This window comes from Mesorhizobium sp. 1B3 (genome assembly GCF_050958605.1).
In the GTDB taxonomy this organism is placed as follows: Bacteria; Pseudomonadota; Alphaproteobacteria; order Rhizobiales; family Rhizobiaceae.
Genome location: NZ_JBJHDO010000007.1, coordinates 233,913 through 255,452, shown reverse-complemented (window position 1 = coordinate 255,452; position 21,540 = coordinate 233,913). Strand labels below are relative to the sequence as shown.

The 21,540-nt window shown below is 64.4% G+C and carries 21 protein-coding genes and 1 tRNA gene; 8 read left to right on the top strand and 14 right to left on the bottom strand.

The window, feature by feature from the left end; all coding sequences use genetic code 11:
- Window positions 1-5: 5 nt before the first annotated feature.
- From ccoO to ACCO56_RS20280, 4 genes are read right to left on the bottom strand one after another with little or no spacing between them, the layout of a single operon-like run.
- A complete protein-coding gene (ccoO, locus tag ACCO56_RS20295; protein WP_433642656.1) occupies window positions 6-758 on the bottom strand; it encodes a cytochrome-c oxidase, cbb3-type subunit II in 753 nt (250 codons plus the stop codon).
- 3 nt (window positions 759-761) lie between these two features.
- Complete coding sequence (gene ccoN, locus ACCO56_RS20290; protein ID WP_433642655.1) at window positions 762-2,399, bottom strand: cytochrome-c oxidase, cbb3-type subunit I; 1,638 nt, start codon at window positions 2,397-2,399, stop codon at window positions 762-764.
- 31 nt (window positions 2,400-2,430) lie between these two features.
- A complete protein-coding gene (locus ACCO56_RS20285) occupies window positions 2,431-2,886 on the bottom strand; it encodes an Rrf2 family transcriptional regulator (protein ID WP_433642654.1) in 456 nt (151 codons plus the stop codon).
- Between the two features lie 25 nt (window positions 2,887-2,911).
- Window positions 2,912-3,358: a group III truncated hemoglobin gene (locus ACCO56_RS20280; protein ID WP_433642653.1), complete on the bottom strand. Its 447-nt coding sequence runs from the start codon at window positions 3,356-3,358 to the stop codon at window positions 2,912-2,914.
- 268 nt (window positions 3,359-3,626) lie between these two features.
- Here ACCO56_RS20280 and ACCO56_RS20275 point away from each other — a divergent pair, with 268 nt between their 5' ends.
- Window positions 3,627-3,887 (top strand): hypothetical protein, encoded by a 261-nt coding sequence (locus ACCO56_RS20275; protein ID WP_433642652.1) that lies wholly within the window; start codon window positions 3,627-3,629, stop codon window positions 3,885-3,887.
- A 91-nt stretch (window positions 3,888-3,978) separates the two neighbouring features.
- On the opposite strand, the gene ACCO56_RS20270 is transcribed toward ACCO56_RS20275, so the two are convergent.
- Window positions 3,979-4,113: a hypothetical protein gene (locus tag ACCO56_RS20270; protein ID WP_433642651.1), complete on the bottom strand. Its 135-nt coding sequence runs from the start codon at window positions 4,111-4,113 to the stop codon at window positions 3,979-3,981.
- Between the two features lie 310 nt (window positions 4,114-4,423).
- Between ACCO56_RS20270 and ACCO56_RS20265 the strand changes: the two genes are divergently transcribed.
- Window positions 4,424-6,004, top strand: a complete 1,581-nt coding sequence (locus ACCO56_RS20265) for a hypothetical protein (RefSeq protein ID WP_433642650.1) — start codon at window positions 4,424-4,426, stop codon at window positions 6,002-6,004.
- 301 nt (window positions 6,005-6,305) lie between these two features.
- Here the strand turns inward: ACCO56_RS20265 and ACCO56_RS20260 are convergent, their stop codons facing one another.
- Window positions 6,306-8,528, bottom strand: a complete 2,223-nt coding sequence (locus tag ACCO56_RS20260; RefSeq protein ID WP_433642649.1) for a mechanosensitive ion channel family protein — start codon at window positions 8,526-8,528, stop codon at window positions 6,306-6,308.
- A gap of 142 nt (window positions 8,529-8,670) precedes the next feature.
- Here ACCO56_RS20260 and ACCO56_RS20255 point away from each other — a divergent pair, with 142 nt between their 5' ends.
- Window positions 8,671-10,968, top strand: a complete 2,298-nt coding sequence (locus ACCO56_RS20255) for a methyl-accepting chemotaxis protein (protein ID WP_433642648.1) — start codon at window positions 8,671-8,673, stop codon at window positions 10,966-10,968.
- 222 nt (window positions 10,969-11,190) lie between these two features.
- Here the strand turns inward: ACCO56_RS20255 and ACCO56_RS20250 are convergent, their stop codons facing one another.
- Window positions 11,191-11,478 (bottom strand): hypothetical protein, encoded by a 288-nt coding sequence (locus tag ACCO56_RS20250; protein ID WP_433642647.1) that lies wholly within the window; start codon window positions 11,476-11,478, stop codon window positions 11,191-11,193.
- A 145-nt stretch (window positions 11,479-11,623) separates the two neighbouring features.
- Here ACCO56_RS20250 and ACCO56_RS20245 point away from each other — a divergent pair, with 145 nt between their 5' ends.
- Window positions 11,624-11,836 carry a hypothetical protein gene (locus tag ACCO56_RS20245; RefSeq protein WP_433642646.1) on the top strand — a complete coding sequence of 71 codons (213 nt, stop codon included), beginning with the start codon at window positions 11,624-11,626 and terminating at the stop codon, window positions 11,834-11,836.
- A 153-nt stretch (window positions 11,837-11,989) separates the two neighbouring features.
- Here the strand turns inward: ACCO56_RS20245 and ACCO56_RS20240 are convergent.
- Window positions 11,990-12,065: transfer RNA gene (locus ACCO56_RS20240), tRNA-Ala, on the bottom strand.
- 142 nt (window positions 12,066-12,207) lie between these two features.
- Between ACCO56_RS20240 and ACCO56_RS20235 the strand changes: the two genes are divergently transcribed.
- Both ACCO56_RS20235 and ACCO56_RS20230 read left to right on the top strand, forming a co-directional pair.
- Window positions 12,208-12,498 (top strand): YggT family protein, encoded by a 291-nt coding sequence (locus ACCO56_RS20235; protein ID WP_433642645.1) that lies wholly within the window; start codon window positions 12,208-12,210, stop codon window positions 12,496-12,498.
- An 11-nt stretch (window positions 12,499-12,509) separates the two neighbouring features.
- On the top strand, window positions 12,510-12,824 hold the full coding sequence (locus ACCO56_RS20230; RefSeq protein WP_433642644.1) for a DUF167 family protein: 315 nt from the start codon (window positions 12,510-12,512) through the stop codon (window positions 12,822-12,824).
- Between the two features lie 21 nt (window positions 12,825-12,845).
- On the opposite strand, the gene ACCO56_RS20225 is transcribed toward ACCO56_RS20230, so the two are convergent.
- Entirely contained in the window at window positions 12,846-13,178 is a 333-nt protein-coding gene (locus tag ACCO56_RS20225; RefSeq protein ID WP_433642760.1) for a YkvA family protein, read from the bottom strand.
- 139 nt (window positions 13,179-13,317) lie between these two features.
- Here ACCO56_RS20225 and ACCO56_RS20220 point away from each other — a divergent pair, with 139 nt between their 5' ends.
- Window positions 13,318-13,902, top strand: a complete 585-nt coding sequence (locus ACCO56_RS20220) for a tyrosine-protein phosphatase (RefSeq protein ID WP_433642759.1) — start codon at window positions 13,318-13,320, stop codon at window positions 13,900-13,902.
- A gap of 135 nt (window positions 13,903-14,037) precedes the next feature.
- Here ACCO56_RS20220 and ACCO56_RS20215 read toward each other — a convergent pair whose 3' ends face one another.
- Both ACCO56_RS20215 and ACCO56_RS20210 read right to left on the bottom strand, forming a co-directional pair.
- Window positions 14,038-14,520, bottom strand: coding sequence for a DUF1772 domain-containing protein (locus ACCO56_RS20215; protein ID WP_433642643.1), 483 nt, complete (start codon window positions 14,518-14,520; stop codon window positions 14,038-14,040).
- Window positions 14,517-15,341, bottom strand: coding sequence for an NmrA family transcriptional regulator (locus ACCO56_RS20210; RefSeq protein WP_433642642.1), 825 nt, complete (start codon window positions 15,339-15,341; stop codon window positions 14,517-14,519). The genes ACCO56_RS20215 and ACCO56_RS20210 overlap by 4 nt, the downstream gene beginning before the upstream one ends.
- A gap of 92 nt (window positions 15,342-15,433) precedes the next feature.
- Between ACCO56_RS20210 and ACCO56_RS20205 the strand changes: the two genes are divergently transcribed.
- Window positions 15,434-16,066: a TetR/AcrR family transcriptional regulator gene (locus ACCO56_RS20205; protein ID WP_433642641.1), complete on the top strand. Its 633-nt coding sequence runs from the start codon at window positions 15,434-15,436 to the stop codon at window positions 16,064-16,066.
- Window positions 16,067-16,281: 215 nt separating this feature from the next.
- Here the strand turns inward: ACCO56_RS20205 and ACCO56_RS20200 are convergent, their stop codons facing one another.
- From ACCO56_RS20200 to ACCO56_RS20190, 3 genes are read right to left on the bottom strand one after another with little or no spacing between them, the layout of a single operon-like run.
- A complete protein-coding gene (locus ACCO56_RS20200) occupies window positions 16,282-17,673 on the bottom strand; it encodes a M20/M25/M40 family metallo-hydrolase (RefSeq protein WP_433642640.1) in 1,392 nt (463 codons plus the stop codon).
- A complete protein-coding gene (locus tag ACCO56_RS20195) occupies window positions 17,670-19,712 on the bottom strand; it encodes a hydantoinase/oxoprolinase family protein (protein ID WP_433642639.1) in 2,043 nt (680 codons plus the stop codon). The genes ACCO56_RS20200 and ACCO56_RS20195 overlap by 4 nt, the downstream gene beginning before the upstream one ends.
- The gene (locus tag ACCO56_RS20190; protein ID WP_433642638.1) at window positions 19,699-21,534 is read right to left on the bottom strand and encodes a hydantoinase B/oxoprolinase family protein; all 1,836 of its coding nucleotides are present in this window, start codon (window positions 21,532-21,534) and stop codon (window positions 19,699-19,701) included. Before ACCO56_RS20190 ends, ACCO56_RS20195 begins: the two co-directional genes overlap by 14 nt.
- Between the last annotated feature and the right edge of the window lie 6 nt (window positions 21,535-21,540).

Below are 21,540 nucleotides of genomic sequence, written 5' to 3'. Positions count from 1 at the left end.
CGCGCTCAGCTTTCGGGATCCGGCTTTTCCTCCGGAGCCGCCGTGTTCTCGTAGGCAGCGTTCGTCAGCCGGCCCAGAATTTGCAGATAGGCCACGAGCGCATCCATTTCGGTGAGCTGCGTGGTGACGCCGTCGAAGGCGCTGACCTGGGTCTCTTCTCCGTAGCGCTCCGTGACGCCGGCGGCGAAGTCGGTGTCCGGCGTCGCCTGGCCGTAGGCGTCGCGGGCCGCGTTCTCCACCATCTCGTCGGTATAGGGGACGCCGAGCGTGCGCTGCGCCGCCAAATGCAGGTGCAGGTCGTCGGTTCTCAGAGGCGTGCGGGCGAGCCAACGGTAGGCCGGCATGTTCGACTCCGGTACGACGTCGCGCGGATTCGTGAGGTGGGCAACGTGCCAGAAATCGGAGTACTTGCCGCCGACGCGGGCAAGGTCCGGCCCCGTCCGCTTCGATCCCCAGAGCATCGGTCGGTCATAGCGGGATTCGACTGCCAGCGAGAACGGACCGTAGCGTTCCACCTCGTCGCGGAGGGTTCGGATCATCTGGCTGTGGCAGGCATAGCAGCCTTCGCGGACGTAGATGTTGCGTCCCGCGAGTTCCAGCGGCGTGTACATGCGCATGTCCGGCGCCTCCTCGACCGTCTCGTCGATGGTGAAGAGGGGAGCGATCTCGACGATGCCGCCCACGCTCGCGGCCGCGATGATGGCGATCACGAAGCCGATCGTGGAACGCTCGAGCTTGCGGTGGAAGAGTTCAGGCATCCATCATTCTCCAGGCACGGCGGCGGGCGTGGCCGGCACGTCTGCCGCTCGAGCGGCGAGGGGGACGCTCCGGACGGTCATCCATATATTGTAGCAGCCGACCACCGCGCCGATCAGGAAGAGCAGTCCTCCGAAGGCGCGGGCGATGTAGTACGGGTACATCGCCACCAGCGAGTCGACGAACGAATAGGCGAGCGCCCCTTGTTCGGTGTAAGTCCGCCACATCAAGCCCTGGATGATGCCGGAATTCCACATCGCGAAGACGTAGATCAGCGTTCCCGCGATCGCCAGCCAGAAATGGACCTCGACCAGGGCCGCCGAATACATGCGCTCACGCTTCCAGAGGGCGGGGACGAGCGTGTAGAGCGACCCGAAGGTGATCAGCGCGACCCATCCCAGCGCTCCCGCATGCACGTGGCCGACGGTCCAGTCGGTATAGTGCGACAGGGAATTGACGGGCCGGATCGCCAGGAAGGAGCCTTCGAAGGTCGACAGCCCGTAGAAGACCGCCGCGGCCATCATGAAGCGCAGCGTTGCGTCGTCGCGCACCTTGTGCCAAGCGCCGTTGAGCGTCAGCAACGCGTTGCCCGCCGACGCCCAGGAGGGCACCAGCAGCATCACAGAAAAGGTCATGCCCAGCGTCTGCACCCAATGCGGAAGCGCGGTGTAGTGCAGATGGTGCGACCCCGCCCACATGTAGAAGAACGTGATGCCCCAGAAGCTCAGGATCGACAGCCGGTACGAGAAGATCGGCCGCTGCGCCCTGACGGGCAGGTAGTAATAGAGCATGCCGAGAAAGCCGGCCGTCAGGAAGAAGGCGACCGCATTGTGGCCGTACCACCATTGGACCATCGCGTCCTGCACGCCGGGCCATATGGTGTAGCTCTTGGCGTGCCCCCAGGAGACGGGAATAGCGAGGTTGTTGATGATGTGGAGGATCGCGACGACCAGGATGAACGCCATGAAATACCAGTTGGCGACGTAGATGTGCGGTTCTTTCCGGCGGGCGATCGTCCTGATGTAGAGGATGAAGTATGTTACCCAGACGATGACCAGCCAGATGTCGGCGTACCACTCGGCTTCCGCATATTCCTTGGACTGGGTGACGCCCAGCAGGTAACCGGACACGGCCAGCACACAGAACAGATTGTAGCCGAAGAGCACGAACCATGGGCTGAGCTGGCCGGCCAGCCGCGCCCTGGAGGTGCGCTGGACCACGTGAAACGAGGTGGCGATCAAGGCGTTGCCGCCGAAGCCGAAAATCACCCCCGTGGTGTGCGTGGGCCTCAGCCTGCCGAAGCTCGACCAGGCCGCGTCGAAGGCGAGATCCGGCCACGCGAGCTGAGCGGCCACCCAGACCCCCATGAACATGCCGAACACCGCCCAGGCCATCGCGAGCGCGATGCCGACCTTGATCGGATCGTCGTAATAGGAAGCTTCCCGGTCTTCGGTCGGCTCGGCTTCGTAAAATGTGGATAGGACGAGATAGAGCAGACCGCCCGCGAACAGCATGACGATTACGCCATGGACCCCGAGCGTATCCGTGCGGCCGAGTATCGAAAGGGCCGCTCCGGCGATTGCGACGACGAGAAGGATGACAGCGGCACCCTGCCGTTCAGCGGACGTAAGTTGTCTGATCATGTTCCCTCTATCCTGATCCGGGAAACTCCCCTCAGGCGACCCTCGCAGGCTTCCCCGGCATCTCCAGCAACTCTTCGAGCAATATGCTGTTCCCGACAAGGTCTGCCAAAGTATGGGTGTCGAAAACCGCGAGGAAAGCCTCTATGGCCTTGCTTACGATACCCTTCAGCCTGCATGCAGGAGAGATGATGCACCCGCCACCTCCGGGACCGAGGCATTCGACCAATGCAAAGCCGTCCTCCATCGCTCGCAAGACCTTGCCAAGATTGATATCTTCTGGCGGCACTGCCAGGGAAATGCCTCCGGAGCGGCCCCTCACCGTTCTGACATATCCGAGCCTACCGAGGTTCAGCGCGACCTTCAACAGGTGGTTGCGGGAAAGGCCGTATGCCTTCGCAACGTCCGAGACGGTCGCCGGTCTGCCATCATGAACGGCGAGGAATATCAGCATGCGCAGCGCGTAGTCGGTGTAGAGGGTCAGTTTCATAGGTCACTCTGCGCCGGTCGCCACCTCAGCTCTCCGTGGTAGCTGCCCCGGCGGCGGGGAGACGGAAGAACATGGCGAGCTTCAGACTGCGGGCTATTTTTTCGGCTCGCGTGACGAAAACGGCCGCGATCTCCGGCTCGCACAGGTCCGCAGCAGTCTGCCGGAAGATGCCGAGCCAGACGTCGAAATCTTCCTCGCGCACCTGCTTCAGTTTGAGATGAGCGGGGACAGGCCTTCCGCTGTAAGCACCGTTCTTGAGAATCACAGCGCACCAGAAGTCGGTCATCTTCTCGAGGTGCGGCTCCCATTCGTTGCCAATCACGCCGGCAAAGATGGGTCCGAGACGGCGGTCGGCGCGCACCCTGCGATAGAATTCGCGGACAAGCCTGCCGATGAACGCACGGTCGACATCCGGATGCTCCAGCGGCATTTCCTCCGCCGGTCGCGGGCGCTCTGCCAAGGGGGTGCGCATGTGGCCTCTTAAAAGTGGTATTTACGATGCCATTTAAAGGCCGAACACGCGCCGAAGCAAGAACGGAAATGTCGCACCGAAGGATCAAGGCGGTGGCTCAATTCCGCCCTGAGGTGAAATCCGGAGCCGAAAGACCCGCCCGAGGGCGAGGACAGGCCGACAGCAGCAAGAGAGCAGGGTCGAGCCGATCACCATATTCGAAGCCGAGGCTCGACAGCTTGCCGTTCCGCGCCGATATTCCAAGGCGGGGGCAGGAGTCGGGACGAATATGAAAGCTCTTACTCTATCGCTGGCAATAATGCTGCTTGCCGTTCCGGCACAGGCCGACATGCTCGAGCGGCAGACCGCGAGGGCCATCCGAAACGCCGGCCACTGGTGCGATCGCGTCACCGACATGCGGGAAGACAAACGACAATCCAGGCCGGAGCGACGCGTGGTGCTGGTCACCTGCTACGATATCCGGCATCTCGCCCAATACGAGCTGATCCTCGGGGCGGACAACAAGCTCCGATCGATCCGCAAGCTTTGAGGCAGAGAGAGGATCGGACGTTCGGACCGTCCCGGGCGGGGTAGCAGGATTGCCTGGTTCGGCACCGTCGGGTGTCAGGCCGCCGACAGTATCAGACGATGCGCTCGCCCTCTTTGAACACAGCCTGCGGCGACTTCAGGATCTCGAGCTGATCGAGCGGATCGCCGCTTACCGCGACCAGCTCGGCAAACGCTCCGGGGGCGATGATTCCAGCGTCGCCGGTCATACGGCACACGTCGAAAACCGCATCTTTGCCGAGGCGCCGCCCAGGGCCCGGTTTATAGCCCGCAAGGGTCCGTTCGCCAGCCGGGTCGCGCAGAGAGGCGACAAGGCAAGGCGAGGACGCCGAGCCGGATAGGCACTCAGGCAGAATCGACTGAGTGGCGAACGTCCAAATTCGCCTTTCGGCACAGTGCATCGGAGCGCGCGCACCCTCTTGAATGTTCCTGTTTTGTCCATATAATCAGCAGCCGGGAGTTGCATCGGCGAAGTGTTAGGCTTCGAGCGTCGCCGCGGCGTGGGCTTTTGGGGGGATCTTGGACACGGCAGTTACCGAAAGGGGCGACGGCGCGGACGTGCGGCCGGCCGGCAACTTCTTCGTCCGTCATTGGCGTGGCGAATTGTCGTTGGGTGTCGCCTATTGGGTTGTCAATCTTCTGGTCTTCGGGGCCGCGCTGCTGGTTTCCGAGGCGATGGTCGCGTTCGTGAGCACCGATACAAGTCCGGGCGTGGCATTGGTCGTGACGTTCCTTGGCTGGGCTGCGCTCATCTTAATTGTCGTATGGCAGATCGTCGGCCTGTGGCGATCGGCGAGCGCGCACGAGCGTCGGCAACAGTCGCAGAACAAGACGCGATTTTGGGCGGTCATGGCGAAGGTAATGGCGGTTGTCGGCGCGCTGCAGGCTCTGGGGAATGTCGCGACGACAGCGATACCGCAAATCTCCGAGTTGCACGAGATAGCAATCGAAGGCGATCCGAGCATCTCGGACGGCGAGTTCAAGATCCTCGCCGGGGGAACGGAACTCAGCTTTGCCGGCGGGATCAAATATGGCGTTGCGGCGGAGCTGGAACGGATCCTCAAAACGGCGCCAGACATCCGCGTCCTGCATCTGACCAGCGAGGGTGGACGACTCCAGGAGGCGATCAAGCTCTTCCGGCTGGTCGTGGAGCACGGGCTGGAAACCTACGTCTCCAACGAATGTGCCTCGGCTTGCACCCTGGTGTTTGCGGCCGGCAAGCGTCGGTGGCTCTCCGATGCGGCGCGGCTGGGCTTCCACCCAGCTGTTTTCCCCGGATTCGGAGACAAGGAACTGCGCGAGGCCAACGAGGAGTGGATGGCCGGATTTGAGGATACAGGCATCGATGCCGGCTTTGTCAACAAGGTGCTGGCCCTTCCGCCTCAGGAAATGTGGTATCCGACGGTCGATGAACTCTTAAGGGCCAAGATCGTCACCGATATCGATGCTGGCGAGAATTTCCAGACATCCGGAAACGAGGCCATGCCGACGCTCGCCGAAATCGAGGCAATTGCTCGAGAGAACCATAGACTCATCGACGCGCTTCATGAGCTTGCTCCGGACCTCGCGCGGGAGATTTATGTCAAGCTGCGCAAGGAATTGGTCGCCGGCACCCTGTCGCGCGACACGCTGGACCGGCTTGATCTGGCTGTCGAAAAGGCGATTATGGCGTATCTGCCCTTGGCGGACGATGAGGTGCTGGTCGATTTCGCGGCGCTGACTGCCAGCCGCCTCTCCTGGATGCTGACGCACGGCGCAGCCACCTGCTTCGAACATACGCAGAGTGGAGGCCTCCCCGATCTGGTTTTGACACAAGAGCTTAAGACGCGGACGGTCGAGATCTACGAGAAGATCTTGCGTACGGTGAAAGAGCGCCCGGTTCCCGATCCGGCAATACTGGATGCGGCCGTGGCGAATGCCATCGAGGCGATACCCGACGACCGGTGGCTGGTTTATCTCGACACCTCGCGCGACATCAGGCCCAACGAATATGAGGCCTTCTGTCGGGGAGGGATCGCGTTCTTTCAGGCCATCGCCGGGCTCCCGCGCGAACAGGCCGCGGCCGTGATGCGGGACATGTATCGGCCGCTGAAGCCGTAGGCACGGTTTGGGCTTGGCTTGGGTGCGGCCTTCGAGGCCGGCTCCGCGGGCATCTCAGGATGAGGAGTTGGTGCGATGGCCGCTCGTCCTGAGGAGCTCGCTAATCGGGCCTGCGGAAGGGCGGCGCCGAACATCGGATCACCCCACTGCAGTGCCCCTCCGATAAGCCTCGGGGCTCCTTACAGCGCGTCGCGTGAAATAGGATTCACGCGACGCGCTGTAAGTTCTTGTTTTGCGCATGTCTTTTTCCCGAAACCGCTGCAAACCCTGGGGGAGACATGCTTTTAGAAGGATGCAAGTCTCAGCCTTTGGGAAGCGCCGCCTGCACGGCCGAAGCGGCGACGGCCCGTTGCTCGCTCTCGTCGAGATCCTGGTAAGCCTTGCCTGACATGCTGACGCGGACCTCGCGGCGCGCGAATTCGATGCCGGCGGCGGCGAAGGCGGCCTGCACGCGGGCATAGATGTCCTTGCGGATCACCCACTGCTTGCCCGGCTTGGACATGAACTTGCCTCGAACCATGATGCCGACGTCGTCGACGGCGCCCACCCCTTGCGACTTGAAGGTCTGGATGATGTCGCCGGCATAGGGCGCCTGCATGATATCCGCCCCGATCTGCTTGAAGATCTTGCGGATCTTGTTGATGTCGGTGTCGAAGGGCACGGTGAATTTCATCTTCACGATAACCCAGTCGCGCGAGTTGTTGGTGACGCGCTTGAGCTCGCCATAGGGGATTGTGTGGACAGCGCCCTGGTCGTGGCGGAGCTGCAGCGAGCGCACCGAGATCTTCTCCACCGTGCCGGCGGTGTCGCCCACGACGATATATTCGCCCACCCGGAAGGCATCGTCGATCAGGAAGAAGATGCCCGACACGATGTCGCGCACCAGCGTCTGGGCGCCGAAGCCGACGGCAAGGCCGACGACGCCGGCGCCGGCGATCAGCGGGGTGATGTTGATGCCGAGATTGCTGAGCGCGACCAGCACGGTGAGCACGATGATCGCCGCCTGCGTGGCCATGCGCAGGAGCGGCAGGACCGTGGTGAGGCGCGAGCCGCCCGTGCCGGTGATCTCGCCTATGTCCTCGTGCTGGAGGTCGATGTCTTCCGGAGACGTCTCCTGTGCAATGCGCCGGTTGAAGAGCAGCGTCGCGACCTCCCAGACAATATAGCCGGCCGCGAGGATCATCAGGAAGGTGAACATGCGCGCGGCGAGACGCAGGCCGAGCTGGTTGGAGGTAAAGGAGGAGAGGCTGAGATCCCACATCACCGCGATGGCCACGACGACGAGGCCGAAAACCAGCACCCGGCCGATGCGGATGTAGCTGCGCACTGTCCACTGATAGGCTTTCTCCGCGACCTGGCCCTGCCCCTTCATGGGAGCAACGAGGTGGCGCACGAGCGCACGGATCATGGTGTCCATGGTGGGGGCGAGCAGCAGGATGGCGAGCGTCAGATATTGCTTGCCGCTTCGCACCACGTCGGTATTGCCGGCCACCGCCATGAGCTCGAAGACCAGCCAGCTCGCTGCGATCAGCGCCAGCGCCAGCCGCGGATAAGCCCGCGCCACTCGCGCCTCCGCCGGCGTCACATCGGCTTCCCAGCCCCTTGCCATCACGGCCACCCCGGCTCGCGCTCTGTAGATCGTCCAGCCCAGCCAGGCGAAGATGATCACATTGGGCCAGAAGCCGATCGCGACGCCGTCGAGAGACACGCCGTTGGCGATCATGAAATTGGTCAGGAAAACGGCGACGCCGGCGAGGACGACGATGCCGACAATATTGCGATAGAGGTAGAGCGCATTCTTGTCGTCGATGCTGACGAGGCGGAGCGCGGGCCTCGAAGGGGCAAAAAGGAAGCGGAGGAAGGCGGCGAGGAAGCGGGGCACGACCACGCAGTAGAAGAAGAACTGTGCGGCCAGCGGGCGCAGTTCGGGTTCGATGAGCGCGCGGCCCACGGCACGGGTCACGACAAGGAAGGCGATCAGGCCGAACATGTCGAGCGCCAATCGCGCGCCGAGGATCGACAGCGTCTCGCGCAGGGTGTCTTTGTCGGTCGATCGCGTTGCGAGCCGGCGGAGCCGGGAAGCGACCCGATCGACCAGAAGCTCGGCGACTATGCCGGCGCCGATCGCGACGCCCAGTCCGAACAGGAACCATCCCAGGCCATTCCAGCCGAGACGCTCCAGGAAAGCCACTGTCGCGTCTCCCATCCGATGCCACATGACGGGCAGGCCGACGACCGCGGCCTCCACCCGATCGCCGAAGCCGTCGGCGAGCTGTCTGACGGTGGAAACCAGACCGGCTTGGGCGGCGGGTTGCGATGCCGCCGAGGCGGGGACGCCCAACCGTTCGAGCGCGAACTGGCGGAACTCGGCTTCGCTCATCCGGCTGGCGAGATCGTGGATCGCCTCGGGCGTCATGGGCGCGGGCTGGGGCGATGCCGCGGGGGCTGCCGGAGTCTGCGCCACGGATGGGCAGGCAAGAGCAAGGACGAGGAACGTCACGACAGCGGCAAGACGAAACGGCATTTTTCTCCCCCTCAAGACCGTCGACCAAGTACCAAGATACGCGATGGTGGATTTGCGTAAAGCGGGAGAAAAGGAACCAGCTCTTAACCTTGTTTGTGCTTCTACGAGAGCACTTTCTATCCAGAGGGACTCTCGACCAAAAATGCCTGCCGGATCCGCCTTCAAGATGCCGCGCCTGAAGCTCAGGGGCACGATCGTGCTCGCCGCCGCGGCGGTCTTCACCATCGCCATTGCCGGCATGCTCTTCTATGTCGTGCGCTCGACCGAAAAAAGCGATCTCGCCAGCGCCGACCAATTGCTGAGCGGGCTTGCCGAGGCCGAAGCGGCGAAGGTCGCCGTCCTGCTCAAGGAACACTCCGCCGTCGCGGAGTCCCTGGCCCAGACCGTCACCACGATGATTGCGGACCCGCTGGTCGGACCGGACGCCTATAAGGATCTTTTGGAACGGCAGATCGCGATCGTCCCCAACGCGGTCGGCATCTGGGTGCTGCTCAACAAGGATTCTCCGACGGCCAGCAACCCGGCGCTCATGCACTCCCGGTTCGGGCGCGGGGACGGCTATTTCGGCCCCAGCATCGTGCGCAACATCGAGACCGGAGGAATCGGATTCTCCGATCTGGATGTCTCCATGGAGAACGGTCTCCAGGGCTGGTTCCTCGACCCGCTCGCCAAGAACAGCCAGTCGCTGATAGGGCCCTACCTCTACCAGGACATGCTCTACACTTCGAGCACGTCGATCGTGCGCGATCGTCAAGGCAAGGCAATCGGCCTGGTGGGTGTGGACTTCAATGGCGGCGTCTTCGCCACGCTGATCGGGACCAACCGTCCCCTGCGGACGGGGTGGGTGGGCGTCATCAACCAGGACAAGAACTGGGTGGTTCCGCCGGATCCCCAACTGATCGGCAAGCCGGCCGACGATGCCGCCGCGCAGGCGGCCGTCGCCGGCGCCAGCCGAGGCGGCTTCCACGATACGGTCGATGTCCAAGGCGCGGATTGGCGGGTGACCTCGGTCGCATTGAACCTGCCGGAATACGACATAGCATGGACCGTCCTGGTGGGCGTGCCAGAGGAGACGCTCCTCGCCGACTCGGTGGCGTTGCGCAACGCGATGCTGATCGGCGGTGCGGTCATCCTGGCTCTCGGCCTGGTCGCCTTTGCCTGGCTCGGCGCCTCGATCGCCAAGCCTGTCAGCCGCATGACGAGCGTGATGCGACGGATCGCCGACCATGACTATGCCGTCGAGGTGCCCTATGGCAACCGCCGCGACGAGATCGGCGATATGGCCAAGGCACTCGCCGTCTTCCGCGCCGCCGGTATCGAGAAGCAACGTCTCGAGGGAGAAACCGAGGAGGCGCGCCGTACCATCGATATCGAGCGCTCGGCGCGCGAGGCCGAGACGCTGGAGAACCAGCGCGCTTCGGAACAGGCGGTCAGCCTGATCGGACAGGGGCTCCACCGCCTCGCGGAGGGCGACCTCGTGCAGCGCCTGGAGACGAGGCTGAGCGACGACGCCGACAAGCTGCGGCTCGACTTCAATCTGTCGATCGAGAAGCTGCAGCAGACGATGCTGGGCATCCGCAAGGCGGCGGACGCGATCCGCACCGGCATCGGCGAGATCACCTCGGCCTCCGACGACCTGTCCAGGCGCAGCGAGCACCACGCCGCCAGCCTGGAAGAGACGGCCGCCGCGCTCAACCACATCACCGATACCGTCCGCCAGACCGCCGACGGCGCGACCCATGCCCGCGCGGTGGTGGCCAACACGCGCGACGATGCCCTGAGCAGCGCCGAGATCGTGCGCCAGGCGATCGGCGCGATGGCCGAGATCGAGAAATCCTCGCGTGAGATCGGCTCCATCATCGGCGTCATCGACGAGATCGCCTTCCAGACCAATCTGCTCGCCCTCAATGCGGGCGTCGAGGCGGCGAGAGCCGGGGAGGCCGGCCGCGGCTTCGCGGTGGTGGCCTCGGAAGTGCGCTCGCTCGCCCAGCGCTCGGCGGAAGCCGCCAAGGAGATCAAGAAGTTGATCGCCAACTCGACGGCGCAGGTCGACACCGGCGTGAAGCTGGTGGCCGGCACCGGCGAGGCTCTCGACAAGATCGTGGCTCAGGTCAACGACATCAACGGCGTGGTCGACGACATCGCCGCCAAGGCCACCGAGCAGGCCAACAGCCTGCGCGAGGTGAATGTCGCGGTCGGCCAGATGGACCAGGTGACGCAGCAGAACGCCGCCATGGTGGAGGAGACGACGGCGGCGAGCCACAATTTGTCGCGCGAATCCGACGATCTGGTCCGGCTGGTCGGCCAGTTCACCGTGACCGGCGGGGAGGCGGGGAGAAACCGTTCCGACGTGACGCAGCGCGCAGCGCGCCGCGGCAGCCCGGCATTGAAGGTGGTCGGCGCGGACGAAGAGGGCTGGCAATCCTTCGTGCAGGGGTGAGCGGAAGGGGCGTCAATCTTCGACCCGCCGCGAGTTGCCCCTCACTGTCCTGCCGGACATCTCTCCCCGCGAACTCGCGGCGAGAGAGACACCGGCCGCTTGGGTTTCGCCAGTCGCAAACGCCGATGATTGGCGAAACTGGGGATGACAGCTTCCTTCTACCCGTTCACGGGGAGAAGGTGCCGGCAGGCGGATGAGGGGCGGTCGAGTGTCGGCACTCGGTCAGTCGTGGTCGGGATCTCTCCGCTTCAGCGCCGCCTCGTGGGCTTCCAACACGCGATCGATTGCGGATAGCTGTCGATAGAGTTCGTCCAGCATGTCGTCGAGGGCGTTCATCCGCTCGCTTGCGACGGCAAAAACCTCCTGGGAAGCGCCGCGGAGCTTGGCGTCCGAGACATTCTCCAGCAGCAGGTCGAGGGCGTCGTAGAGATAGCGGGCGTGCGCGAGCGCGTCCTTCACGTCGATCGCCTGCTTGCGAATGGGATCGAGAACCTCGCCTAAGTCGACCATGGGGCATCCTCTGAAGATGTACCGGCCTGTCTGGGCCATCAGTGTGGCGCAAATCCCGCCCGAAGCAAGCGCAACCCTTGCCAGCAAAGGGGAAATTTGATTTGTTCATTCGCGCAAAGATTGTATTCGGGGAGGCATTCTAGCCATGGGAAAGAGCTCCGTAGTGGCTCGCTGGAGCTTGCGCAGGTCTGCGCTTTACGGTTTGAGCTATGCTGTCTTTGTCGCTTGGATGAACGCCATGCGGGATAGTTTCGATATGGTGACGGCATCGTCGACACTCATCGGCGGCGTGCTTCTGTTCCCGGTGATCGCGGCGATCCGAAACCGGCTTGTCGGTGCGAAGAAGGCCAGCATGTGATCGCTAGGGCAGCGCTTAGCTGGATCCCCGTATTGGCTGCGGAAGAGACGGGTCGCGCGGGGCGTATAAAACCCACCGACATCGGTCGGAACGGAGAGCGCCATTCCATCCAAGGATCTGAAATTCCCTGGTATTTATCCGATTTCTATCCGCTGGTGGAGCTGAGGGGGATCGAACCCCTGACCTCGTCATTGCGAACGACGCGCTCTCCCAGCTGAGCTACAGCCCCATTCAGCGGATGCGCGTAGTTAGGGCCGGCCGTCGGGCCTGTCAAGCGGTCCCATAGCGCTTCAAGACGGCAATCAACCGCGATGGACTTGCCCGCTTCGCAACCAATGGCTACATGTCGCGGACTCGAACGGAGATCATGCATGCTCGCGCTCATTCAGACCCTCGTTCTGGCGCTCGACATTTACTGGTGGCTGCTGATCGCCGCGGCGGTCTTCTCTTGGCTTTATGCCTTCAACGTGGTCAATTCGCGCAACCAGTTCGTCGGCTCGATCGGCAATTTCCTGTTCCGCGTGACCGAGCCGGCGCTGCGGCCGATCCGCCGTTACCTGCCCGATCTCGGCGGCATCGACATCTCGCCGATCATCCTGCTTCTCATCATCTTCTTCATCCGCCAGTTCCTTCTCACCACTGTCGCGCCTCTGGTTCTGTAGTTCGACCGGGAATGGCCGAGGTTTTCCGTCCGCACGCCGAAGGGATCGATCTCTTCGTCCGGCTGACACCCAAGGCTGCGAAGGACGCAATCGAGGGTATCGAAGAAACGGCGGACGGCCGTGCCCATCTCAAGGCCCGTGTGCGCGCCGTGCCTGAGAAGGGCGCCGCCAACCACGCACTGGAGAAGCTCGTCGCCAAGGCGTTCGGCATGCCGACGGGTAGCGTGCGCATGGTGGCTGGCGGGACGTCGCGCTTGAAGACGTTGCGCATCATCGGCGATACGGCGAAGCTGGCGGAGGCCATCGCACGGATCGCTGCGACATGAGTGACCGGCGGTGCGCGAACGTTAGCGTGAAACGTCCGGCCAGAACAGCCAGGCCAGGACGATAGCGGCAGCGAGCCAGATCGCGAAGACAATGGCGAGGCCTACCCTGCTTGACGGCCGTGCGGCACGAAGTTCGGCTTCATTGCGGAATTCGGCCATGAGATCTCGCGGAACCAGACTGACAGCCAAGAGGATTCCCAGTGGGACGATCAGCACGTCATCCAGGTAGCCGATGACCGGCAGGAAATCCGGAATGAGATCGATCGGGCTGAGAGCATAGGCCGCGACCGCGCTGGCAACGAGCTTGGCATACCAGGGAACACGAGGATCCCGGGCCGCCAGCCAGAGCGCCATCACGTCCCGTTTGACAATTCGCGCCCAATTCCTGAGCTTGGCAAGCGCGGCCAATGCCGATCCCGATTGGTTTCGATTGGACTTCACTATACAAGAAAGTCGCCAGTACAAGGGGACGGCGGCGGAGGCGATCATGTTCATGTTCCCGTCAAGGGGCAGAAGGCTGCGGACGCTCAGGCGGCTAGGCTACGGTCTCGGGGCCCTGGCGTTGGCATTCGGGCTCTATGTCGGCGTACTTCGTCTTACCGGCAATTTCAGCACGGTGGTCGCTGGCGAGGTGTATCGCTCGGGCCAGCCGACTGCGGCGGAGATCGCGCGTTACAAACAGCTCTACGGCCTCAAGACCATCCTCAATCTGCGCGGGGAGAACAAGGGTACGGGGTGGTACGATGCCGAGATCGCCGCGGCCGACCGGCTCGGTATCACCCATGTGGATTTTCGCATGTCGGCCCGGCACGAACTCACACAGGCTGAAGCGGCGGAGCTGATCGCGGTCCTCGCCACGGCGGAAAAGCCTCTGTTGATCCATTGCGATTGGGGAGCGGACCGCACCGGCCTTGCGTCGGCGCTCTACCTCGCCGCCGTCGACAAGCTCGGCGAGGCGGCCGCGGAGAGCCAATTTTCGCTTCGCTTCGGTCACATTCCGCTTCCTGTGACCGCCAACTATGCCATGGACCGGACGTTCGAGGCGCTAGAGCCGTGGCTGGGCTTCCCGAACTCCTAGAGCATTTCGCAGCCGACCGGATTCGGTCGGCGTGGCGAGAATGCGGCAAAAACAAAGACCTAAAGCGTGTCATCCGAATCCGATTGCCAGCGACACGCTTTAGGGCTCGGATTTTCCCGTATTGCGCTTCCTGGATCATCCCCGCAGCGCCAAAACGAACAGCGCCATAGAGGCGAGCGGGGCAACGGTGCGTACGTGGTTCCAGTTGACCCAGACGCGGAGATAGCGTTGCCAGAGCTCCGCCTCGGCGACGCTGCCCGGCGCGACCGCCGCCAACTGATCGTTGAGCGGCACGTTGAAGAACATCGTGACCAGGATCACGCCGGCGACATAGAGAATGGCCCCCCCGAGTGCGAGGGCCGTGCCGTTCGCACTCCAGTTTAGTAACGCCAGGACGGACATGGCCAGGGCAAGGAGGGCGGTCCCGAACAGCACGGACATGAAGGCCGGCGTGAGCACCGTGACGTTGATGGCGTTCATGGCGGCAGCACCCGCCGGGACCGGCAGGCGGGCGAGAGCCGCCATCACGAATGTCGAGAAGGCGAAGAACACACCCGCGACGAGGCCGCTGCCGAGTGCGGCCAGGAAGACGAGCGAATGAAACAGGGTGGCAGTCATTTCAGGCTCCATATGCCTGCTGCTGCTGTCCGCCTGGCATAATCGCGGAAGTCGCGCGGCGGGCGGCCGAGGGCACGCATGACGCCATCGCCGAGACGTTCGTTGCGGCCGTCGAGCACTTCGGTGAAAAGCAAGGTGAGCAGGCCGACGATATCCTCCGGCACGGCGGCCTCCCGGAGGCCGGCGGCGAAGTCGTCGATCGATATCGTATGGTAGGCGATCGGTCGCCCGCTCGCCTCGGAGATTTCGCCGATCGCATCGGCGAAGGTGAGGAGCCGCGGGCCGGTGAGCTCATAGAGCTGCCTGACGTGCCGGTCGTCCAGGAAGGCGGCGGCCGCAACATCGGCAATGTCGTCGGCGTCGACGAAGGGCTCGCACACGCCGCCGACGGGCAAGGCAAGCTCGCCGGCAAGGATGGGCTCCAGCATGTAGCCCTCGCTGAAGTTCTGCGCGAACCAGGCGCAACGCAGGATCGTCCAGTCCGCGCACGATGCTTTCAGCGCTTCCTCTGCGCGCTCGGCACCCGGTTCGCCACGACCGGAAAGCAACACCAGACGCCTGGCGCCGGCCGCGACAGCTGCTTGCGCGAAAGCCCCGACGGTTTCCGCCGCGCCGGGCAGGGCCACGTCGGGAAAATAGGCGACATAGGCCGCCTGTGTACCGCGCAATACGGGCTCCCAGGTCGAGCGATCCTCCCAGTCGAAGGGCGGAGTTCCGCCGCGCGAGCCGATCCGCACCGGCACGCCATGCTTCTTCAGCCTCTCGGCCACCCGTTGTCCGGTCTTTCCAGTGCCGCCGGTGATCAGAGTTTCCATCGTCATTTTCGCCTCCAAACATGAGTAATCCTCACATTTGCAAAACGTGATAAACCCTCATATTTTGTGAGTCAAGCAGAATCGAGAATGAGGATGAAATGGAAGGTGCAGAGGCGAGGGAGCAGGGGCACGCATTGGCGCCGCGCCGCGACCCCGTGCAGAAACGCAGCCGCGAACGTATGCAGCGCATCCTCGATGCCGCACGCGCGCTGATCGCGGCGGAGGGCAGCGACGCGCTGCGCATGGGCCACGTAGCGGAAAAAGCCGGCATCTCCATAGGCTCGCTCTATCAATATTTTCCGGAGAAGGCCGCCATCATCCGGGCGCTGGCGGAGGGCTATCATGCCGACAGCCGCAGCTGCATCGAGGAGGCGCTGGCGGATGTGAGCGACCTCGACGGGCTGGGTCGCGCTTTTTCGGAACTCGTCGACATCTATTACGGCATCTTCCTGGCCGAGCCGGTGATGCGCGACATCTGGTCGGGCATGCAGGCCGACAAGGCCCTGGCGGCCGTGGAACTCGCCGCCAGCCGCGCCAATGGAGAGTTGCTGACGAGCCTGCTGCTCAGGCTGCGGCCTGAGGGCGATCCGGAAGCATTGAAAGCCACAGCCTTCCTGGTGTGGCAACTCGGCGAAGCGACGATGCGACTCGCAGTGTCCGTCGGCCGTGGGGAGGGCGACGCGATCGTCGAGGCATACAAGCGCATGGCGGTGAGGGAGTTGGTTGGGTGATGGGGCGAGGTCCTGACGCCTTGATCACTCCCCTCTGTCCTGCCGGACATCTCCCCCACAAGGGTCCACCAGGGGGGAGATTGGCAGCTTTGGTGTCGGCGCCTCCTCCGCCACGTCGACGATTGGGCGAAAATATGCGTGACAGCCGATCTCGCCGCTTGTGGGGGAGATGTTCGGCAGGACAGAGGGGGCGCTATGCGAACCGCCCTATAACTTCAGCCCCCGTCCCGTGTCGCGCCGGCCATTGCACCGAGCTCGGCCAGTAGTGCGGCGCCGGTGCGGACGCCGTCGATGAACCGGACGATCTCGAGATTTTCGTTTGGCGCGTGGTTTGCTTCGTCGGCATTGGCGTAGGGCACGACGAAGGCCGGCTTGCCCAGGATCTTCGTGAAGACATAGTCCGGCAGGCTGCCGCCGACGGTCGGATAAAGCAGCGGCTCGACGCCACGCGCGGCGACGACCGCTCGGCGGATGGGCTCGGCGAAACGCGAGTCCATCGGGGTTTTCGACGGGAGCATTCCGTTGAGCGGCACGAACTCCACGTCGGGGGCATGGAGGGCGACGTGGGCGGCGACCCTCTCGAAGACGTATTCCGGCGTCAGCGGCTCGACGAGCCGGATGTCGCATTTGGCGAAGGCCGTGCAGGGCAGCACCGTCTTCATGCCGGGCCCGCCATAGCCGCCATGCAGCCCGTTGATCGTCAGCGTCGGGTGAAACATCAGCCGGTCATAGTAGCCGCGCTCGAGCGGCTGATCGAGTTCCTCGAGACCCAGTTCCGCCTTGACCGCGTCGAGATCGAGCGGAAGCTTGGCCACTGCCTCGCGTTCGTAATTGGTCGCTGGGACGACCGGTTCGGTCAGCCCTTCGATGGTGATCTCGCCGGCCGGATTCTTCATCGTGCCGAGGAGATGAACGAGTTTCCAGATCGCATTCGGCACGACGCCGCCGAAATTGCCGGAATGCACGTCCCGCGAGGCCGTCCGCACGCGCAGCTCGAAAGACGCGACGCCGCGAACCCCGAAGGTCACGACGGGCAGGCCGCTTTCATGCAGGGGGCCATCGGACGTGACGACCAGGTCGGCCTCCAGGCGCCCGGCATGCTCGCGCACGAACTCTGCAATGTGCGGGCTGCCGATCTCCTCCTCGCCTTCCAGCAGGAAGACCACGTTGCAGGGCAGATCGCCATGGACGGCAAGATGCGATTCCAGCGCCAGAAGCTGCGCGAAGTGCTGGCCCTTATTGTCGCCGATGCCGCGCGCATAGATGCGTCCATTGCGGATGGTGGGCTCGAAGGGCGGGCTGTCCCACAATTCGAGCGGGTCCGGCGGCTGGACGTCATAGTGCCCGTAGAGAAGCACCGTCGGCTTGTCCGGCGAGACGGTGCGCCTGCCGAGCACCATCGGGTGGTTGCGCGTCGGCACGGTCTCGGCTTCGAAGCCGAGCTTCGTCAGCATGCCTACCAGGAGATCGGCCACTTCGCGGATGCCGAGATTGTGGGCACTGATCGACGGGTGGCGGACATAATCCATCACCCGTTCGACGAAGCTGTCGCGATTGGCCTCGATATGGGCAAAGACCGGCTCCAGCCGGCTGGCGATGTCCGTCACTGAATGGATCCTTCCGTGCGCGTCAGAATGAGGGCGCCTGTTTCGTGGACGAGACCCGACCAGCCCGGCGCGACGAAGGTCGTGGTGTCGAGCTGGGTGATGATCATCGGTCCGGCGAAAGCGGCGCCGGCGCCCAGCGTGGCACGGTCGACGAGGGGAACTCCAACCTGGCCGGAGGCGAAGTGAACTTTTGTCTCGTCATGGGCCGCGACAGCTTTTCCCGGGGCAATCGTGGTCACCGGCGGGCTTGCGGTCAGGCCCGTGGCCTCGACGCGCAGGGTGACGAGCTCGATGGCCGCGTCGAGCGTGAAGCCATAGAGCGAGCGATGCTCCTCGGCGAAGGCAGCTTCGAGCGCGTCCTTGCCATCCTTCCAGCGAACGGCGATCTCTCCACCTTGGCCGTGGTAGCGCAAGAGCGCCGTGCGCTGGCTGGCCCGCTTCTCCGTGGGAACGCCTTCCTCGTCGAACCATTCGGCCGCCTGCTTCTCCAGATCCTCGAAGACGGCCGTCGCGGCAGCGGCATCGATGGCGCCGGCGCGCGGCAGGGTGCGGCTGAACTCCGCCTTCAGGTCGGCGGCCAGCAGCCCGTCGGCGCAGAGCACGCCGGGTGCCGGGGCGATCATGATGCGTGTGATGCCGAGAAGCTCAGCGAGGGCGCAACCATGCAGCGGGCCGGCCCCGCCAAACGGAACGAGCGTGAACTGTCTGGGGTCGTGGCCACGCTCCACCGAGACGACGCGTATCGCGCCCACCATATGGTTGTCGACGATCGCTAGGACGCCGCGTGCCGCTTCCTCGACGGCAAGGCCGAGGGGCTGGGCGACATTCTCCGCGACGGCGTGGCGGGCGGCGTCGACATCGAGGCCCATGCGCCCGCCAAGGAGCTTGGCGGGCAGGTGGCCGAGGACCACATGCGCATCGGTCACGGTCGCCTGCTTGCCACCTTTGCCATAGGCGGCGGGACCGGGATGCGCGCCCGCGCTCCTTGGCCCGACGGTGAGGGTGCTGTCGTCGACCGTGGCGATGGAGCCTCCTCCGGCACCGATCGTGACCATGTCGACCATCGGCAGCGGCAGCGGCCATTCGCCCACCTTGCCATGCTGGGTCAGCCCGATACGGCCGCCCTTGATCAGGCAGATGTCGGCGCTGGTGCCGCCGATGTCGACGGTGATGATGTCCTCGATCCCGCAGGCGGCGGCCGTGGCGCGGGCGCCCACGACGCCGGCGGCGGGTCCGGACAGCGACGTCAGCGCCGGTGCCTGGCGGATCGCCGCGGCCCCTGCGACCCCGCCATTCGACTGCATCAGGAGCAGGGGCGCCGTGACGGCCTCGTCCTCGAGACGTTTCTCGAGCCGCCCGACATAAGTCGTCACGCCGGGCATCACCGTCGCGTTGAGCACCGTGGTCAGCGAGCGCTCATATTCGCGTACGACCGGAAGCACGTCGACCGAAGTGGTGACGGCGAGGCTGGGAAGGCGCGCGCGCAGGATCTCCGCCACGCGGCGTTCGTGCTGCGGATTCGCGAAGGCGTGCAGCAGGCAGACTGCGATCGCCTCGACGTCCATAGCGGCGATCGCCTCTGCGGCGCGCTCCACACTCCCCTCGTCCAGCGCCTCGAGAACCGCGCCGCCGGCGGCGACCCGCTCGTCGACCTCGACGATGCGCGAGGCGGGCACCGGTCGCTCGGGCTTCACCCAGGTGTAGAGGTTGGCCTTGCGCGGAATGTCCTGCCTGCCGATCGCCAGGACATGGCGGAAGCCGCGGGTCGTCACCAGGGCGGTGCGCGCGCCCTTGTCCTCCAGGATCATATTGGTGGCGACGGTCGTTCCGTGCAGGACCTGGCTCAGGGCAGACGGCAGCACCCCGGCATCCGCCAGGGCGAGGCGGATGCCGTTCAGGAAGGCTTCGGAGGGATCCGACGGCACGCTCGGCGTCTTGGCGCGCCAGACCCGTCCGCTGGCGCGGTCGAGCAAGGAGATGTCGGTAAAAGTGCCGCCGATGTCCACGGCGATAGAGAAAGGGGAATCAGTCAAGTGCATCGACATAGTCCTTGCGGTGGAAACGGCGCGTGGCGGGACGGCTGGAGCGCAGGCGCTGCGTGGCGACCTCGTCGACGCGTCTCGCGACGATCTCGACGCCATAGAGCGAGCGCGCCGCTTCGCTGCTGACATAGCCGCCCAGCACGTCTTCCAGTACCTTCGCGACCGGCCGGTCGAAGGGGTGCCCGTAACCGCCGCCCCCGCCGGTTTCGATGCGCAGGATGTCGCCGCGCACCAGACGGTTGCCGTCGGAAAGCGGCGCCAGGATGCGCTCGCGGTCGGTTCCCGGATTGATTATGGCGCGCCCGGTCCCGCCGGACATGCCGCCGTCGATGCCCCAGGGAGGATTCTTCACGCTGTCGATGCGGATGGCCAGGATCGCATCCTCGGCAAGCACTTCGTACTCGCGAACGATGCCGCAGCCGCCACGGTAGCGCCCCGCTCCACCGGAATCGCTCACGACGCCATAGGTACGCAGGCGCACGGGATAGCCGAGCTCGAGGAATTCGACGGGATAGTTCTCCTGGGCCACGAAATAGACGGCGTCGATGCCGTCGGCATTCGGTCGCGCCCCGTAGCCGACGCCGATGCCGTCGGCGAGCAGGAAGCGCTGCAGCTGCCCGTCCTCGGCGCGGAAATTGCCGCGCATGATGGAGATCACATAGGCGGAGTTGGCCGCGGGTGCGCCGCCATTCGCCACGTTCAGCAGCCCGTTGATGGCGGAGATGACGCGCATGGTCGTCAGCCCGCGCATTCCGAGCGGAGCCGGGAAGCGCGGCTGGAGCAACGAGCCCTCGCGCAGCCGCACGTCATCGAGCGCGTTCGGGCCACCGGCATTGCAAACCTGCGAAGGATCGCCGCCGAGATAGTAGAGGCCGAGGGCCATGCCCGGCACGCCGCGATTCATGATGTAGTTGACCGGGCCCGGCGCCTGGTCGTCGGATTCGCTTGCATCGAAGAGGAAGCGGTCTTCGCCATCCCCACCTTTCTCGCGGGTCAGCGAGAAGCGGATCTTGAACGGGCCGTTGCCGTGCCCGTCTCCGTCGATCGCATCGGTGAAGGAATGGGTTCCGTAGTCGAAGGTCTCGGCGAGCCGCTCGCGCACGAGGCGCCTGGTGCGCTCCAGGAGCTGGGAGAAGGCGTCAGAGACGACATCGGCGCCAAACCGGTCGAGGATTTCCCCGACACGCTTCACGCCGAGCTCGACGCTCGCCATCAGCGCGCGCATGTCGCCGTTGCTCTGCTCGGGGAAGCGCGAATTGCGATGGAAGATCGTCAACGCTGCTTCGTTCACCTTGCCCTGGTCGGCGAGCTTGGTGACGGGAATGATGATCCCTTCCTGATAGATCTCCGTGGCATCCGGGCTGATCGAGCCAGGCCGCAGGCCGCCAATGTCGGCGAAATGGGCCCAGCTCATGACGAAGGCGCAGCGGCGACCGTCCTTGAAGACGGGGGCGAGCAGCACCTGGTCGTTGGAATGCGAGACGGCCCCGCGCGAGCCATAGCAGTCATTGTACCAGAAGAGATCGCCGGGCTTCATGTCATCGGCTGGGAAGCTCTCGAAGACGGGGCTCGTCATATCGCCGAAGATCGGCACCATCGAGCCTACCGCCATGACGCCGTTCTCGTCGAACAGGGCCGTGTAGAAGTCCTTCTTCTCGCGGATGAAGGCCGAGATCGCGGTGCGTTCGAGCAGCGCCTCCATCTCCGACTGCGCGGCCGCAATGGCGCCCCGGATGATTTCGAGCGAGATCGCATCGCACGCGCGTGCGGGGCCATCCGCTCGGTCCTCGGCCTTTCGAGCCGTTGATGATTGAAGCATCGAATG